Raw genomic sequence first — 16864 nt, 5'->3', positions numbered from 1 at the left:
TCCTTCAGATAGCCTTCCTTTTTATCAACCATCTCATAACAAAAAGATAGCCGAATGTAGCAACATTTATGATGATAAAAATATACACATATTCTAACCATAAAGGCGCACCTATGGTATTTAAATAAGTTAACGAATTGATCATAACCACCGTCAAAATACTTATTAGGAAGAAGAAGCCAAACAAATAGGCTAGCTTTGCCTTAAATGATATGCTTTGAAAGGCCTTCTTAATAGATTGTCTATATTTCACTGAATGTACGATTATAAGTAAAAACAATATGCCAGTCATATAGTTCCGGAAAAAGAAAAAAACAAAGACACACAAGAATGTGATAAACCAGTTAACCTTTTTATAATGCTTATCAAGAAATCGGATTATTACAGTCAAGCCTCTTGCCACTAACCCAAATACCTTCTTCTAGATTTACTGTTTCTTTTTTTGGGATACACAGCTAACAAGAAGCAGAATCCAACGAGTACCATAAAAACGATCTTACTCCCCGACTCATCTTCTTTATCGTTCATACTAGAACTTTTGACAACATTAATCGTCGTATCAGATTTTAGAGGAATTAGTTTTATGACTTTGCCATCTTTTAAGATATTTACATTACCTATCAAGTCCCCTGCTTTGAATCCTTGTTTTAAATCAATTGTTTCAATTTTTGTTTCGTACTCAGGTTTTTCACCTTTTCCATAAGTAAGCACGAAATCTTCTGCAGCTAATAAAGATACTTTTTGACCTTCTACTTCCTTCGTATCCATAACTTGATCGGTCGTGATAATCTGCTTTGCAAGCAGCTTGTCAAAGGCATGATTCCCCATAATCGCTATATCGTTATATTCTTCGGCTCTTGAGGTTTTCATGACAACCGCAATGACAGTCTTTCCATCCTTCTGGAGGATTTCAACAAGTGTGTTTCGCGCTTTATTTGTAAACCCTGTTTTTCCGCCTAGGGCCAGTGGATTATCGTGAATTTCACTTCTATTCACAATTCTCACTTCACGTTGATTCGTCTGAATGACATCTTCCTTGGTTCCCATTGCTTGAATCACAGTGGGATAATTCATCGCTTCTTTGGTAATGAGAGCAATATCGTATGGTGTAGTTACATGACGGTCATCGTGTAAACCATTTGGTGTGACAAAATGACTGTTTACTGCTCCTATCTCCTTCGCCCTTTTATTCATTAACACAGCGAAGTCTTCTACGCTGCCCGCCACTTTTTCCGCAACCGCATAAGTAACATCATTTGAACTTTTGATCATCATCGCATTTAAGGCATCTTCCTTAGAAAGTTGTTCTCCTTCTTTCAGTAAAAATGCCTGGTTACTGGGATCTTGTTTCACCGCAGTTGCTGATGCTGTAATTTTTTCATCTGCTTTTATGTTCTCATCTAATACGATAGCCGTTAACACTTTGGTAATACTCGCGGGATACCCTTGCTGGTTTGCCTTCTTATCGTATAGTATTTCACCGGTAGTCGCGTCAATTGCCACCCCTAATTCGCCTGTAATATCAGGCTGTACTGCAGCTGCTGCTTCCGTTTCTGCGAGAGGAAGAGCAACGCCCACCGATAATGATATTCCTAAAACTATTTTTCCAAACTTCCCCATTTATGTACCTCCATAAATAAACAAATACTGAAAATTGGTGGTAGTGCAGGATCCATGCATTAAAAAAACTCCCGCAGAAGAGAGAGTTTTTTATGTACCCGACATACGTAATCTCCATTTTCTTTGCCACACTTTTAAGTTGTGAACATTCATTAATTGATTATTAATTAATGTTACCATGAAAATGGGCCTATCAGAAGGTGAAATTTTTGGGCATTCATTTTGCATCGCTTGTGAGCGAACACTATGTATCTTCTCCCTCCCGTTTTCTCCAATAATCATAGATCGCTTCTTTAAGAATCTCATTTAGAGTTGCTTTATGCGAACGCAGCCACTCAGCCTGGTCGATTGGCAGTTTTAACTTTAAGACCAACTTTTCATCAGGCATTTCAACTTTTCTGATGTCCTGTATCGTGATGCCTTCCTCTATTTTTGGAAAAGAATCGTTTTCATGTACGATGTTTATATTTCCATACTCTTCAATATCATCTATTTCACAATATAAGTGTAGTTGCGGCAAAACGTCCGGCAACCTCTGCGGATGCATTATGGCGTTTATCACTCCTCCGTCTTGGAGTTCGATCTCTAGTATTAAATTTTCCTCTTGGCCATATTTATTCAGAACTATTTCGCTTACAATCATAGTCAGTTCTAAAGTGGATCCTGCCGTTGACTGAAAAATATAAATCGCACTATTAAATATATAAATACTTTCCCCATCGATTTTTACTGATTTAAGCTTAGCCATCATTAAACCGCCCTAGATTGATTCCCAATGTTTTTTTAAAGAAATTCATGCTTTCGCTGACACTTAGAAAAGGGTCTTTTCTACATTCGTCCTGCTCGACAATCCACCAGTCTACACCGGAGCTTTCTCCCAGTTCAAGAACCGAATGAATGTCGACTCCCCCTGTCCCTAATTCAGCAAAAAACCGCTCACCATCTGTCGTCATATCTTTCAAATGAACGATTGGGGTTCTTCCATTGTACTGGTTCATCCATGTCACAGGATCTTCTCCGGCAAAGGTCAGCCAATAAATATCAAATTCTGCCTTCACCCATTCGGGGTTGGTTTCCTCTAAAATCATTTGCAATGCCGTACGTCCGTCGCTCAGACGTTCCAGTTCGAAATCATGATTGTGGTAACAGAGGGAAATTCCTGCCCTGTGGCATTTCTCGCCTGCTGCATTTAAGGTGTTTATAAGTCTGACATAATCAGCTTCAGATCGCTCCTCAATATAAGGACAAACGACATAGTTGCTACCCAATATTTGCTGATCATGGATGACTTGTTCAATATCATATGCCAGGTCATGAATGGGAACATGGCTGGACGCAGAGCGTAAACCGAGCTCATCCATTCGTTTCCTTAATTCACCTGGATGAAAGTCACCGTACCCTGCAAACTCCACTCCCTGGAATCCCAGTTCGGCCACTTTTTCCAAAGTTCCTACGAAGTCTTTGTTACTTTCGTCTCGAAGGGTATACATTTGTAAGGCAATCGAAATTTGGTTCATGACAGCAAGCTCCTTTTCCGGATATGACCTATATAAAATAATTCTAACATGGATTATTGGCATCGCCGTTTTAAGACCAAGGAAATTTTTAAAAAATAAAACTAAATTAATGGAAGTAATCTGGAAATTCTGCTATGATACACAAATCAAGGTTTCTTTAAAAAAGAGGCTTTACAAACCGTAAATTCGGGTATGGTCCACTACTAATATATTTATTATCATACGGATCACTCTCAGAAAGAAGGTAATACAACAGGAAGTATCGAATTTATTTTAGAACAATAGCTTTTTTTGACCCACTATATCCCATTTTTCGTCACTTAGTTTTAATCCCCTTGATTTTCATTAATACCATGGATATCCATTACTTCTTCTACACATGATTTTCAGCTATAACCTTTAGTTTTCCTTTTACTCTTGATTCACAGAAAACGGGCATTCTTAATTCTAATCTTCACTGCAAGGTTTAGTTATATTTAAGAAAGGCAGGTCTATTAAAAATGGCTGAAAACTATACAACGCGAGAGGAACGCCGCAAACAAAAAGGAGCTCAAAAAAAACGGAAGAGCACTAAAGGCGGACTTTTCAAACGGATTGCTTTTATCCTGGTTGCCTTCAGTATCCTCGCTATAATTGCCGCCGGGGCAACGTTTGCCTATTTTATCAGTGATGCTCCCGAGCTGGATGAAAAGCTGTTGAAGGATCCCCTTTCCTCAAAAATTTATTATGGGAATGGCGAGCTATTGACACGGGTCGAACTGGAAAAACGTGATTTTGTCGCTTATGAGGACATACCGAAACATGTGGAAGACGCTGTGCTGGCAACCGAGGATGTCCGTTTTTATGAGCATCACGGAATCGATCCGCTTCGCCTCGGAAAAGCAGTGCTTGCCAACTTTACGGACGGATTTGGTTCACAGGGTGCCAGTACACTGACACAGCAGGTGGTAAAGCGTTCCTATTTAAGTGCAGATAAAACGGTGAAACGAAAAGTACAGGAAATGTGGCTAGCTTTCAAGCTTGAACAAAAATATACGAAAAAAGAAATTTTCGAAATGTATGTGAATAAAATTTTCTTTTCGGAACGTGCAAACGGTATTGCCACAGCTTCCAAGGTCTATTATGGAAAAGATTTGAAGGATTTAAAGACAAACGAGGTAGCGATGCTCGTAGGGTTGCCGCAAAGCCCGAACCGATATAATCCCTACGAAAATCCAGAACAGGGCAAAGAAAGACGGGATGTTGTTCTCCACCTTATGAATAAACATGGTTTTATCAGTAAAGACGAAATGGAAACCGCTCAAAATGTGCCGATTGCCCAAGGGCTTGTGAAAAAGGAAACAAAAAAGGATATGAGCCCGTATGACGCTTTCGTCGATACCGTGATCGAAGAAGTGGAAAGCATTGGCGATTACAATGTATATACCGATGGATTGGAGATCCATACGACACTTGACCGTGATGCTCAGGAATATGTCTACAAAATGCTGAATACCGATGAAATCGTTAAGTACCCAAGTGAAAAACTACAGGCCGGCATTACACTGCTGGATACAAAAACCGGCGAAATCCGGGCCATCGGCGGCGGCCGGAATACGAAGGTCTCACGCGGTTTTAATTACGCGGTCGATTCAAAACGCCAGCCCGGATCGACAATTAAACCGATTCTTGATTATGGTCCAGCCGTTGAATATTTGAATTGGGGATCCTCTCATCCTATTAAAGATGAAGAATATCAGTATACCAATGGAGTCCCTTTAAAAAATGCAGCCAATCGCTATTACGGGACGATGTCAATCCGCGAAGCACTAGGCCGCTCATTGAATATTCCTGCTGTGAAAACGATACAGGCAGTGGGACTTGATAAAGCGCGAAATTTCGCGGTAAACCTTGGTATTCCTTTGCCTAAACAAATCTATGAAGCATATGCAATCGGGGGTTTTGGTGATGGCTTTTCAACGGTGCAGCTTGCGGGCGCCTACAGTGCCTTTGGAAATGGCGGTACGTATACGAAGCCTCACACAGTCAAAAAGATTGTGTTAAGAGACGGGACTGCTTTTGAAAAACAAGTAGAATCCAAGAAAGTAATGAAGGATTCAACAGCGTTCATCGTATCCGATATGCTAAAAAGCGTTCTTAAAGAAAGCTACGGCACGGGACGTCTTGCCAATGTACCGTCGCTTCCTATTGCCGGCAAAACCGGATCGACGAACTTTGAGGAAAAAGACCGGATCGCGTACAATATCCCTGCCGAAGGAGTTCCAGATAGCTGGATGGCCGGGTATACGACGAATTACACTGTGGCCATCTGGGCTGGTTATGATCCCGAGGAAGGCAAGAAAGAATATTTAGGAAAGGAGTCCCAGACAATTCCTAAATATTTATTTAAGAACCTGATGGAATACGCATCAAAGGACGTAGCCACCGCGGACTTCAAAAAGCCAGACAGTGTTGTCGCCAGTTCCGGTGAGTATTATGTAAAAGGGCATCAGCCGGTTATGGTCGCACAAAAAAATAATAAGCCAGTCAAGAAAAGAAGTGAACCCGTTTCAAAGCGAGTAGAAGCACCTAAAGCAACGAAAGAAGAAGAAGAAAAAGAGGATAAACCCGAAGTTAAACCCCCTGATCAAAAGAACGATCCAAATAAGGGCAATGGCAATAAGAATGATGATGACGATGATGGCTCAGATGACGGGCCGCCTGAAGAACCAGATGATGATCCACCTGATGATGATTCACCGGATGATGGTCAAGATGATAATGACACTGAGGGAGCCGGGAATATGGGCGAAAGCAGTGTTCCGCGGAACAAGGAAAAGCAACAGCCTCCGGGGCAAGGGAATGGCAAGTCAAATCAGCCTAAAGAATAGAGAAAACTCGCCGATTGGCGAGTTTTCTTTATATGCATTGAATCAGAGTGATAGCTGTTTCGTTCAATAATCTGAAATTCTATCAAAATTCTTCGTTTATTATAGTAACCATTTTTATATATCTTTTTCAACGTCTCCTAAAATCGTTTTTATTCTTTCATTCATTTCAGTCTCACTTATATATTCAAAAAAACCAATTCGATTTCCCCAAGGATCGGTGACGTACCCCATTTGACCGGAACTTCTTCTCTTGAATAAACTTCATAGCTTTCTATGTGTAATTCTTTTATCATTCTATCTCTTTCTGCTTCTATATCCGTAACACCGAATCGCAACGGGCCGCTCCCCTCTGCCGGCATTCCTTCTGCGACTTGCAACCAGCTGTCTGGTGTTAGCTCCCATTCGATGAATCCTTCATGAGGAATAAAATCCGGCTCTCTCTGAAGAAATGTTTGATACCATTTTTGTCCTTGTTCCACATCTGAAACTCGAACTTTAATTCATAGATCATAATAAATCCTCCTTTTAATATGTTAGATAAATTCTATGTTCCTTTATTTGTTAGATGGTATTCTTATTTTTTTCAAAACAAACTAACCTTTTTCTGTTATAATTTATACTTATATAGAAAAAGGTGATGATAATGAATTATATTATTGTGGATGTCGAGAGAAACAGCTTCAATTATGAAACGGACAAGCCCAGTGAGATAATTGAGATTGGCGCCGTTAAATTAAACAAAGACGGTGAAATGATAGACACTTTTTCCTCGTTAATTAAACCTTCCTGTGCCCTTTCACGTTTCACCATTAAACTTACACAAATCAATGAAAATATGATCAAAGACGCCCCGACTTTTCATGAATGTTATCGCGATTTTGTTACCTTTTTAGGGGAAGATTATACTTTTGTCTCTTGGGGCAAAGAAGATTATCGTTTCTTTGAGGTTGATTGCATTCGAAACAATACAGATATCTTTATTCCTGCTAGCTTTATGGATATCCAGGAAGTATATATGTATGGTGTGCTCAAGACGTTCAATACACCAAGTCTTTCTTCAGCACTAATGGCGCTAGAGATAGACGAAAACGCGAATTCCCACAGAGCACTGAGTGATGCTGAAAGTACGGCAAAAATTTTTATCGCTTTAGCCAAAATGTTCGATATTCATTCGGTTCAAAAACCAAAGCGTGATGCTAAAGTGCTTTATTTTATCGACGGGACTATCAATCGTCCTGGGAAAAAGAAATATGCGAAACTAATTAATTCAGTTATCAAAAAAACCGGAAATTTGCATCTTTCTTGGTTCGAATTTAAATCGCATTCTAAATGGGTTGAATTTAAAGACGATTTTCAGATTGACAGCGTGCTTGAAAAGTATTATGAAAAACAGTTTGAGAAATACAAAACCAATATCATCAATAGCATTTTACAAAAACAGGTTAAGTCCGTTTAATGACTTAACCTGTTTTTTGAGTCTATTATTTTTGTTCGATAACCTTTATCAGTTCTCGTAAATAATCCGGCAGATCCGGCGGCCGTCTGCTTGATACAAGATGACCATCCACAACAACCGGCTCATCAAACCAGGTTGCACCCGCATTTTCCATATCATCTTTTATGCCCGGTGTACTTGTCACCTTCTTCCCTTGTAATACTTTTGCTGAAATTAAAACCCAGCCCGCATGGCAAATTTGCCCGATCGGCTTCTTGTTCTCTTCCATATGTTGTACAAGTGAAATAACCTCCGGGAAGCGTCTGATTTTATCAGGGGCCCAACCGCCCGGAACAAGAATAGCATCGTATTCTTCGGCATTTATATCGCCATAAGCAAAATCAGCTTCGGCCGGTACCCCGTATTTTCCGACATACTTCTCTTTCGCTTTCTCTCCAGCAAGGTGAACAACCGCCCCCTCTTCTTGCAATCGTAAAATGGGGTACCAAAGCTCCAGGTCTTCGAAGTCATGATGGACTAGACTGACAATTTTCTTTCCTTTTAAGCGCATGTAAGTTCCTCCTTCTGTTAAGTTCCAACTCAGACTTTCCGTTATGTTTCTATTCTACATTATTTAGCACTTACTATTGTGATATGCAAGATAAATGCCCTGACAAAATATCTATCTTCGTAGTCTTTTTCGAAGTATGATACATTTAAGTTAGATACGTATTGAAGGGAGTTTTTTTATGACGAACAAGGAGCTGCCGGCAAAGACATGTACCATTGACCAGCTCGTAACGATGGCGGAAGATGTCAACAAAGTCATCGAAGGTAAAAAAACCGCGACACGCCGGAATGGAAGATATGCTGATGTTGGCGAGATCATGATATTAAAGGAAAAAAAAATTCGTTGTAGAGCGAGTGTACTCTCAATCTCTGGGCGAATTAACAAATGAACATGCCCGGCAGGAGGGTTATAATACAGTAGAGGCATATAAACAATCTATATTGTCCTATCATCCGGGAATGCCTTGGCTTCCTCACATGAAGGTTTGGGTGCATGAGTTCCGCCCGGTCATCGGTTAACAGGCAGAAAAGATGGATTATTTGTACCGTATCATAATCTACATACATGTTCTCAGTGTGATCGCCTCAATTGGACCGTTTTTTATTTTATTGCCGGTTGTTAAAAAACTTAGGATGGCAACAGAAGCTGAAATGAATGCTTACTTGGACACATTTCGGTTTGCCGTCCGATTCGCGAAGCATGCAGGACATGTGCTGGTTGTTACAGGGATCTTGCTCGTTATCTCAGGTCCATGGACTTGGAGTACCCCATGGATTGTTACAACACTTATTATCCTGTTTTGTTCATTGTTGTTTCTTGCTCGCGCGTTTTCACCAACCCTCAGGAAGTTTCATGAAGACGGCCAGAATAAAGAAGAACTCGCTGCTAAACTAAATCGATCGATCTGGATTTATATCGTCTTATTATTGGCTATGCTGTGGTTCATGGTGGTTAAACCGGTTTTATGGTAAGAAAGTGCCCCAGCCTTATTGGATGAATGGCTGGGGTTCTTACATTCAATCTACACAAAAAAAGAGAGAGCATTTCTGCTCCCCCCATTTACATTATTCTGCATCAAATACTTCTACTTTCTCCATTACATCGCCGTTTTCCATTGCTTTGGCTGTTTCAAGGCCTGAAGTGACCTGCCCAAATACAGTATGAACTCCATTAAGATGTGGCTGAGGCGCATGAACAATAAAGAACTGACTAGAGCCTGTATCTTTGCCGGCGTGGGCCATTGATAAGCTGCCTGCTTCATGCTTATGAGGATTGCCCTCAGTTTCACATTTAATAGTCGTACCGCTGCCACCCGCTCCTGTTCCGGTTGGATCGCCGCCTTGGCTGACAAAGCCCGGAATAACCCGATGAAAAACAACACCATTATAAAATCCTGAGTTCGCTAATTTTTCGAAGTTCGCCACTGTATTAGGAGCTTCGTTAGGGAAAAGATCAAACTCAATTTTTTCTCCATTTTGCATAAGTATGTATCCTTTTTTGGCCATGTAAAACATCTCCTTTTCTATAATTAAACAGACCTTATAATAACATAAAAAGGTTTCAAAGTAATAACTTTTGAATTCCTATTTGCGAATAAATCTGCATTCAGAACCACCTTACGATTCATTCGCAACTTCCGAATAGGTTCAGAACAATCTTCTGAATCATCCAAAACCTTCCGATGAGTTCGGAGCTAGGTTCCGAACAGATTTCGAATGTACTTCTGAAACGTTCGCAACCTCCCTCTTTACCTATAATCAATGCCTTGTTATCGAAAAGCTGTTCTTTGAACAAAAGTAATATGGTATAATTTAGGAAAAACCAATGAGGGAAGATGAATATGGGGGATATAATTTTTCAAATATTGATGTTTATATTTATGATAGCTTTAATTAGTGCAGTGTTCTTGTTTGTTCAAGCTTTAGTTAAAAGCAAGAATCTAAGAATCTATATTTAATTAATGACAGGCCTTCAACTAAAAAGATCTTTTCCTTTTGTGATATAAGTAAGCTGCCCATCTAAAAAAAGCCTTGGAAGACAGGCTCCAAAGCTTTTCATGAAATCTCACATTATTTTTTATGATTATCCGCATAGATTGCCATAGCATCACGCATGAACTTCGCCAAGCCCTCGCCAAATTTGTCGATGTTTTTAGTGAAGCGTTCATCGTCCACATACATTTGACCCAATCCTTTGAAAGCATCGAGCGAGTAATTGCCCATCCTGTTCAACAAGTCATACCATTCTTTAATCGCGGCCTGTGATTCTTTGGAATCAGGAGCGTCGTTGCGAAGGGCCGCCAGTTTTCTATAAATTTCATTCATTTCCTGTGACATCGCTTCTTGTTCCGCTTTGGACATCTGCCCAATTTTGGTGTTCGAGCGGTCGACGGCTTCGTCTCCCCAACGTTCTCGCGCTTCTTGTTCATACGGATTATGGCTGAAGTCAAACCCTTCGAATTTCTCTTGATTTGTCATGTTAATTTCTCCTTTCGAGTGTAGAATCGTCTTATCAATAGTCGAAAGCATCTTATCGAGCCGGGTGCGTTTTTCAAGCAACATTTGCCGGTGCAGCTCCAGCGCCTCCTGTCGATTAAACGCGGGACTACTGATAATTTCTTTTATTTTCTTTAAAGGGAAGCCAAGTTCTCTAAAAAATAAAATTTGCTGTAACATTTCGAGATTTGCCTCTGAATAAAGCCGATAACCAGACTCCGTTATCTCCTCCGGGGTTAATAACCCGATTTCATCATAATGATGCAGTGTTCGCACACTAATACCGACTAAATCCGCTACTTCTTTCACTTTCAAAATGTACTCGCCTCCCCTTAATGATCACTTTAAAGTATCACGTAACGTCAGAGTCAATAAAAAAATATAATTTTTTTATATTTTATATAAAATCATATACTGCGCCTATTTAGCCACAGTGGAATTTCTATTACAATTCGGATAACTTGCTGTCCCTCTATTATAGAATTTAATTCCATCCTATTTTTTGATAAAATATAACCTAAGATGAAAGTTTCTCTATAGTGAATTGTAAGTTAATCTGGAGGTTTATGACATGGAATTTGGCCAGCGTGTAAAAAAAGTGCGTAAGGAAAAGAATTTAACTTTAGAGGAACTTTCAAAGCGGAGTAATGTGAGCAAATCGATGTTATCTCAGATTGAGCGGGAGGAGAAAAACCCCACTATTCAAATAGCGGCTCAAATAGCGGCAGGATTAGGAGTAACGATTTCACAAATGTTAGGGGAACATAATAAGCAAGAGGTTATCGTTATCCGAAAAAATCAAAGACCATTTCAAAGAAATCAAGTTTCAGGGTTTGAACGACATCTCCTGTCACCTTCGCTTTCAGGAAACGGAATCGAGTTTATTTTTCATGTTATCCCCCCACTAAAGGAATCCGGGCCTCTTCCCTCTCAAAAACAAGGGGTAGTGGAATACATATATGTAGCACAAGGCAAACTGAAAATTGAGTTGGGCAATGGGCAGGATGTCCATGTATTGGACGAAGGAGATTCAATTTTTTTTGAAGCCGACACCGAACGTCGTTTTGTAAATTTGAGCGATTATGACTGTCATTATTACCTGATTATTGATTCACATAAAGTATAGATCTGTACCTGCGAATTCAAAGGTAAATTAAAATGCTCCATGTTTGATTCTAATCCGCCTCACTATGATTGATAATTCGCTACTTACAGCTTCCCCCTTCGTGCTGTCGCGGAGTTCATAATATAGAAGCTGATGACTAACACGAGTATGGCGCATGTAAATAAAAGTGTATGGACCGGATTCTCATGATAAACGATAATTAAACGAATCAAAGCTGTAATACCAATATAAAGGAAGTAACGAATCGGAAAGTGATAATTCTCTTGGAAATATTTCACGATCATGGCAATGAATTCAAAATACAAGAAGAAAACAAGGATACGTTCCAAATGTTCATAATGAACTTCGATTCCTTCATGGTTAAAAGCAAAATGAATGAAAAAACCAATTTCCTCACCAAGCAATATACACAAAATAATGGCCTGTAGAATCAGGGCAGTATTAAGAGCGTACTGAAAAATTACGGAAATTTGCACATTCAACGATTTCTTTTTATTTTTCAATCTCATAAAGATCCTCCAATCTCCGGTTACCAAATATTCCTCCCCTTTATCCTGCCCAGATGACTAAGAAAATAAGAAGACCATCTGAAGATTGTCATTTTCACATAAGGAAAACTCGCCGACTGGGAGCCTCTGGAGGTGGAGATTAGAGGTAATACTTACACCTCTGCACTTTCTAATCAGCCAAAATAAAAACAGACCCGATATTCATCGGATCTGTTTTCAAAACGAGTAGTAATTATGCTTTTTGAACGTTAGAAGCTTGTGGTCCGCGTTGGCCTTGTTCTACTTCAAAAGTCACGTCCTGGCCTTCTTCAAGAGATTTGAATCCTTCGCCTTGAATAGCTGAGAAGTGTACGAATACATCGTCTCCACCTTCACGTTCGATGAATCCAAAACCTTTTTCTGCGTTGAACCATTTTACTTTACCTTGTTCCATTTAAAATTGCCTCCCAGTGTGTTAAACACACAATGTATTACTATCCTTGCTCTCAGTGATATGAAGACGGTAAAAAGCATTTACTATCGTTTATCCCGAACAAAAATAATTCTTTCTTAGAATAACAGCTTTTCGCGCAATAAGCAAGTAAATTGGGACTCAGTCCTGTTACATATTTATTACAAATTAAAAAACTCTCCTGAAAAAGGAGAGCAGGCTTATCGTATGTCTATATGTGTTTAAAATTCATATCGCTACACCCGTTTTTTAGTTTACGGTATTTCATAAGCATCGAGATGCGCCATGGAACGATCATTGCGAACGCGAGCAGGAAGAACATTCCGCTCAGCTCTCCTAAATCAATGGATGAGCTTAAAATTAATTTCGCTGCAATACGAATAACTAACAAACCAATCAAAATAAATGCAAAAGCCTTCGAACGCCTTAAATATATTTGATCATCACGCACTTCAAAGTTGGAAGTTTTGATTAGAAAGATCGAGAATATTAGACCTACGGTTACTGCTTCAAGCAATTTCAACGGAGTTACCCGAAAAACCGGAAACAAAAACATCAACGCTCCCGTACTCATAAAAAGAGGCGGTAAAATGATTTTCTTTGTGCTGACTGGCCGTGCAGAGGCTTTCATTCTAATAACTAGCGCCATAATTGCCATTAAAATCGCAAAAGCTGATGAAATATATACCACCTATAACCATTCCTTAATCCATTAAGGTAAATTTCTATCCCAATTATACCCTATCACAGCGCTAATAAAAAGATTTCTTAATCTTACTAGCAAATCCTTTCTTAAAGAAAAAGTAAAACCGTTTAGCTATGCTAAACGGTCAATCTAATACCCTGTTTATCGCTTCTAAGACAGTGTTTTCGTCAAAAGGCTTTACAATAAAATCCTTTGCTCCCGCTTCGATGGCTTCCACTACCATTTTCTGCTGGCCCATCGCCGAGCACATAACCACTTTAGCATCGGGGAACTCATGCTTAATCTCTCTTATCGCATCCAGTCCGTTCATAACTGGCATGGTTATATCCATCGTAACCAGATCTGGATGTAGTTCACGGAATAGCGCTACCGCCTCTTTCCCATTAGTTGCTTCACCCACAACTTCATGCTCAGCACTTTGCAAAATTGAAGAAAGGGTGACTCTCATAAATTTTGCATCATCGACAATTAGTATTCTCGCCATTTCCCAGTCCTCCTCGCACCAAACAATACTTAATTGATAGATTTATCCTATAAATCTTTCAATTATTATGTAAGAACGCTAGACGCAATTTTAAATATATCGGACTTATGTCGTGATTTCAAACAAAAGCGTAAGACAAATTTCGTGCTAATTCGCCTTTTAGCTGGGAAACACGTGGGAACACTGACAAGCCTAAAATCCGGTAAAGCCTCCGGTGAGTTTCATGAAAACAGAAATGATCTTCTCCATCCAGCCGAAAAACAAAATGACACCCATTACGATCATCAAATATCCCCCAACTTTGACAATTTTATGACTGTATTTCTTAATCCATTTTAATTTACCGATGAAGAAGGAAAGGATAAAGAACGGGATGGCAAAGCCTAATATATACGCGATCATATAAACAATCGAAGATTCCGGATTCGTGCTTGCCATAGCAACCACGGCACCAAGAATCGGCCCCATACACGGCGTCCATCCTGCAGCAAATGCCACACCTATTAGCACAGAACCGAAATATCCGCCTGGGCGGTTCTTAAATTCAAAGCGTTTGTCCTGCATTAAGAATTTCGGTTGGAACACACCGATAATGACCAAACCGAAAAAGATAATAAGAAGAGCGCCGATCTGCCTGATTAGGTCTTGATAGTTTTCAAAAAACCGTCCTAACAGAGAGGCGCTGAAACCTAGGGCAATAAATATAATGGAAAAACCCAGCAGAAAAAACAAAGTATGCAGCATGCTTCGTCTCTGAAGCATTGCATTTTCCGATTTAATATCGCCTACGCTCATACCGGTTATGTATGAAAGAAATGCCGGATAAAGCGGCAGACAACACGGGGAAATGAAGCTTAAAAACCCAGCCCCAAAAGCAAGAAAAACGTTCACATCATTCAAGTAAGCCAACTCCTAGCTTCTAAAATCTATCATTATTTTAACAAACCGGCTGTGAAAAAGATATTGAATCATTTGTGATCATTCACAAGCTTGAAAATGTAGCAGAAAAGTATTTGAATTTATTTCCATCAGCATTTATAATAATTTTGATATACTTACCCTTCTACTATATCTATGCACCTTTTTACCATTCTATGAAGAAGTCCCACGGGAAAGGACAGGTTATTGTGACAAAAGGCGAATTTCTTGCACAAATTGAAAAGAAGAGATTAGAGTTAGTCCAAATCGTTTCCAAGCACGGTTTATCCTCTAGTGTAACTCTCAAAACGAGCCAGGAGCTGGATCAACTGCTCAACCAGTATGATCAAAAGGATTCTTGACGGATTCAAAAGACTTATCTTTCGTCTTACACAATCCTCTGCCCCTAATTCCTTGAAACCATATCGGAAAACCCAGTTCCCTCCCTTCTTTCGTCTTACATAACCGCAAAAAAGACAGTTAACTCACCAATTGGGGAATTAATCTGCCTATTATCCATTACCTATTGTGCTTGATCATTTCTATTGTCTGTATTATATTTCCTGTCCAGTAGTTATTGTTCTTGAACCATTAAATCTCCTGCCGTTTTCCTTAGATGCGTTTTCAAAATCTTCCCAACTCCATTTCTTGGCAGTGCCTCAATAAATAATACCCTTCTCGGGGTTTTGTTTTTAGCGAGATGCTTCTGGCAGTATTCAATGACTTCACTCTCACTCAATTCAACACCGGGTTTTTTGACGATACACGCAACTACTTCTTCCCCCATGCTTTCATCCGGAAGTCCGACGACCGCCACTTCCGATACTTTTTCATGTGCATTCAAAATTTCCTCTACGTCCCGAGGATATATATTGAAACCTCCCCGGATAATGAGATCTTTTTTTCGATCGACGATAAATAAGTAACCCTCTTCGTCAATCTTTGCCAAATCCCCCGTATGAAGCCAGGAATCTTTTAGGACTCGCTTTGACTCTTCTTCATTTTGAAAATAACCAGGTGTGACATTTTCTCCCCGGACCAAAAGCTCCCCAACCTGCCCGCGCGGAAGTTCTATACCCGATTCATCAATAATCTTTATTTCTACTCCTGGAATAGGTACACCTACTGATCCAGGCTTATAAGCCAGATCCCTGCGGTGTGAGGTGACAACTGGTGCCGCCTCCGATAAGCCGTACCCTTCAAATACATCCGCTTTGAACTTTTCCCTAAAAGCCTCCATCAAAGCTATAGGCAGTGGTGCGGATCCGGATCCTACAAATTCAAGGCTTGAACAATCATATTGATCAGCCAATGGATAAGAAACGAGTGCGTGGATCATCGCAGGAACCCCTGAGAATGATTTTACTTGATACTTTCCTATCGCCGCTAATATTTCCTTTGGATCGAACTTTGGAAAAACAACGATTGAACTTCCTGTTAAAAAACAAATATTTGAGACGGTCAGGCCGAACACATGGGCCAGAGGCAGGACACCCAAGGTCGTATCCCGTTCCGTTTCATTATGCTTGAATGAATTCAAGGCATTGGAATACAAATTCTTATGTGTTAAACACACACCTTTTGGTCTGCCCGTCGTTCCAGATGTGTACAGGATGACGGCGGTATCGTCCTCCTTTGCCTCCATCCCGGCTTTATAGCTATCTTGTTCAGTGGTTTTCATTAAATCCCACAAATTGTATGCGCTTTCATTTTGTTGCTCGTCAACTGAAATGATATATGGCCGAATGGGTAAACCGTCGAGCGCTTCCCCTACTTTTTCTTTCACGAGTGATGATGTGATGATCGCTTTAGCACCTGAGTTTAAGGCAATGTAATGAATTTCTTTCGGATGCAAGGTAAACATGACCGGCACGATAACCGCACCTGCCCTTACGATTCCTTGATAAGAAAAAATTACCTCGGGACAGTTAGGCATGCAGACCATGACCCGGTCACCGCTTCGAATTCCAAGATCTTTTAAACCTCCCGCGATCTGGTCCGCGTAGCTTCTCGTTTCCGTATTGGTATACTGCTTTTCGTTGTAGTAAAGAAACGGATATTCCCCAAAGCTTTGAATATTCGTCTCCAACAGCTGCTTAAGATTCATAGATACCTCTCCTTTTCCCCGTTTATTTTATTAAAGAAAGCTAGCCTCGAATTGA

At 40.0% G+C, this 16864-nt stretch carries 17 protein-coding genes and 2 pseudogenes; 6 read left to right on the top strand and 13 right to left on the bottom strand.

From position 1 onward, the window contains the following. Nucleotides 1–402 precede the first annotated feature (402 nt). The 3 genes from D0463_RS05010 to D0463_RS05000 all read right to left on the bottom strand — a co-directional run bounded on the left by D0463_RS05010 (nucleotide 403) and on the right by D0463_RS05000 (nucleotide 3137). Nucleotides 403–1620 carry a D-alanyl-D-alanine carboxypeptidase family protein gene (locus D0463_RS05010; RefSeq protein ID WP_117305780.1) on the bottom strand — a complete coding sequence of 406 codons (1218 nt, stop codon included), beginning with the start codon at nucleotides 1618–1620 and terminating at the stop codon, nucleotides 403–405. 244 nt (nucleotides 1621–1864) lie between these two features. After that, nucleotides 1865–2368 carry a hypothetical protein gene (locus D0463_RS05005; RefSeq protein ID WP_117305778.1) on the bottom strand — a complete coding sequence of 168 codons (504 nt, stop codon included), beginning with the start codon at nucleotides 2366–2368 and terminating at the stop codon, nucleotides 1865–1867. Continuing rightward, nucleotides 2361–3137, bottom strand: a complete 777-nt coding sequence (locus tag D0463_RS05000; RefSeq protein WP_117305776.1) for a sugar phosphate isomerase/epimerase family protein — start codon at nucleotides 3135–3137, stop codon at nucleotides 2361–2363. The genes D0463_RS05005 and D0463_RS05000 overlap by 8 nt, the downstream gene beginning before the upstream one ends. Before the next feature lie 500 nt (nucleotides 3138–3637). Between D0463_RS05000 and D0463_RS04990 the strand changes: the two genes are divergently transcribed. Beyond that, entirely contained in the window at nucleotides 3638–6007 is a 2370-nt protein-coding gene (locus D0463_RS04990; protein ID WP_216824884.1) for a transglycosylase domain-containing protein, read from the top strand. A gap of 114 nt (nucleotides 6008–6121) precedes the next feature. Here D0463_RS04990 and D0463_RS04985 read toward each other — a convergent pair. Next, nucleotides 6122–6507 (bottom strand): annotated as a pseudogene (locus tag D0463_RS04985) (VOC family protein). Nucleotides 6508–6650: 143 nt separating this feature from the next. On the opposite strand from D0463_RS04985, the gene D0463_RS04980 reads away from it, so the two are divergent. Next, nucleotides 6651–7463 carry an exonuclease domain-containing protein gene (locus tag D0463_RS04980; protein ID WP_160118365.1) on the top strand — a complete coding sequence of 271 codons (813 nt, stop codon included), beginning with the start codon at nucleotides 6651–6653 and terminating at the stop codon, nucleotides 7461–7463. Between the two features lie 25 nt (nucleotides 7464–7488). Here the strand turns inward: D0463_RS04980 and D0463_RS04975 are convergent, their stop codons facing one another. Beyond that, the gene (locus D0463_RS04975) at nucleotides 7489–8013 is read right to left on the bottom strand and encodes a type 1 glutamine amidotransferase domain-containing protein (protein WP_117305770.1); all 525 of its coding nucleotides are present in this window, start codon (nucleotides 8011–8013) and stop codon (nucleotides 7489–7491) included. Between the two features lie 178 nt (nucleotides 8014–8191). On the opposite strand from D0463_RS04975, the pseudogene D0463_RS04970 reads away from it, so the two are divergent. Further along, nucleotides 8192–8531, top strand: a pseudogene (locus tag D0463_RS04970) (ASCH domain-containing protein). 12 nt (nucleotides 8532–8543) lie between these two features. Then, nucleotides 8544–8984 carry a hypothetical protein gene (locus D0463_RS04965; RefSeq protein WP_117305768.1) on the top strand — a complete coding sequence of 147 codons (441 nt, stop codon included), beginning with the start codon at nucleotides 8544–8546 and terminating at the stop codon, nucleotides 8982–8984. Between the two features lie 93 nt (nucleotides 8985–9077). Here D0463_RS04965 and D0463_RS04960 read toward each other — a convergent pair whose 3' ends face one another. Together D0463_RS04960 and D0463_RS04955 are read right to left on the bottom strand one after the other, a co-directional pair. After that, entirely contained in the window at nucleotides 9078–9518 is a 441-nt protein-coding gene (locus D0463_RS04960) for a peptidylprolyl isomerase (RefSeq protein WP_117305766.1), read from the bottom strand. Between the two features lie 564 nt (nucleotides 9519–10082). Continuing rightward, a complete protein-coding gene (locus tag D0463_RS04955) occupies nucleotides 10083–10823 on the bottom strand; it encodes a MerR family transcriptional regulator (protein ID WP_117305764.1) in 741 nt (246 codons plus the stop codon). A 256-nt stretch (nucleotides 10824–11079) separates the two neighbouring features. Between D0463_RS04955 and D0463_RS04950 the strand changes: the two genes are divergently transcribed. Beyond that, on the top strand, nucleotides 11080–11634 hold the full coding sequence (locus tag D0463_RS04950) for a helix-turn-helix domain-containing protein (RefSeq protein ID WP_117305762.1): 555 nt from the start codon (nucleotides 11080–11082) through the stop codon (nucleotides 11632–11634). Nucleotides 11635–11717: 83 nt separating this feature from the next. Here D0463_RS04950 and psiE read toward each other — a convergent pair whose 3' ends face one another. The 5 genes from psiE to D0463_RS04925 form a co-directional block, all read right to left on the bottom strand. Next, nucleotides 11718–12143 carry a phosphate-starvation-inducible protein PsiE gene (gene psiE / locus D0463_RS04945; RefSeq protein ID WP_117305759.1) on the bottom strand — a complete coding sequence of 142 codons (426 nt, stop codon included), beginning with the start codon at nucleotides 12141–12143 and terminating at the stop codon, nucleotides 11718–11720. Nucleotides 12144–12375: 232 nt separating this feature from the next. Further along, nucleotides 12376–12576: a cold-shock protein gene (locus D0463_RS04940; RefSeq protein ID WP_117305052.1), complete on the bottom strand. Its 201-nt coding sequence runs from the start codon at nucleotides 12574–12576 to the stop codon at nucleotides 12376–12378. A 229-nt stretch (nucleotides 12577–12805) separates the two neighbouring features. Further along, nucleotides 12806–13285, bottom strand: a complete 480-nt coding sequence (locus D0463_RS04935; protein ID WP_117305757.1) for a CcdC family protein — start codon at nucleotides 13283–13285, stop codon at nucleotides 12806–12808. Between the two features lie 139 nt (nucleotides 13286–13424). After that, nucleotides 13425–13784 carry a response regulator gene (locus tag D0463_RS04930; RefSeq protein ID WP_117305755.1) on the bottom strand — a complete coding sequence of 120 codons (360 nt, stop codon included), beginning with the start codon at nucleotides 13782–13784 and terminating at the stop codon, nucleotides 13425–13427. A 192-nt stretch (nucleotides 13785–13976) separates the two neighbouring features. Further along, nucleotides 13977–14684: a cytochrome c biogenesis CcdA family protein gene (locus D0463_RS04925; RefSeq protein ID WP_117305753.1), complete on the bottom strand. Its 708-nt coding sequence runs from the start codon at nucleotides 14682–14684 to the stop codon at nucleotides 13977–13979. A gap of 227 nt (nucleotides 14685–14911) precedes the next feature. Here D0463_RS04925 and D0463_RS04920 point away from each other — a divergent pair, with 227 nt between their 5' ends. Beyond that, nucleotides 14912–15064: an aspartyl-phosphate phosphatase Spo0E family protein gene (locus tag D0463_RS04920; RefSeq protein ID WP_254052713.1), complete on the top strand. Its 153-nt coding sequence runs from the start codon at nucleotides 14912–14914 to the stop codon at nucleotides 15062–15064. Nucleotides 15065–15276: 212 nt separating this feature from the next. On the opposite strand, the gene D0463_RS04915 is transcribed toward D0463_RS04920, so the two are convergent. After that, a complete protein-coding gene (locus tag D0463_RS04915; RefSeq protein WP_117305751.1) occupies nucleotides 15277–16809 on the bottom strand; it encodes a class I adenylate-forming enzyme family protein in 1533 nt (510 codons plus the stop codon). Nucleotides 16810–16864 lie beyond the last annotated feature (55 nt).

Origin of the sequence: Bacillus sp. V59.32b, from assembly GCF_003429085.1 — a bacterium.
Lineage (GTDB): Bacteria > Bacillota > Bacilli > Bacillales > DSM-1321 > Peribacillus.
The sequence above is the reverse complement of the archived record's forward strand: the minus strand, read 5'-3'. Positions and strand labels throughout refer to the sequence as shown.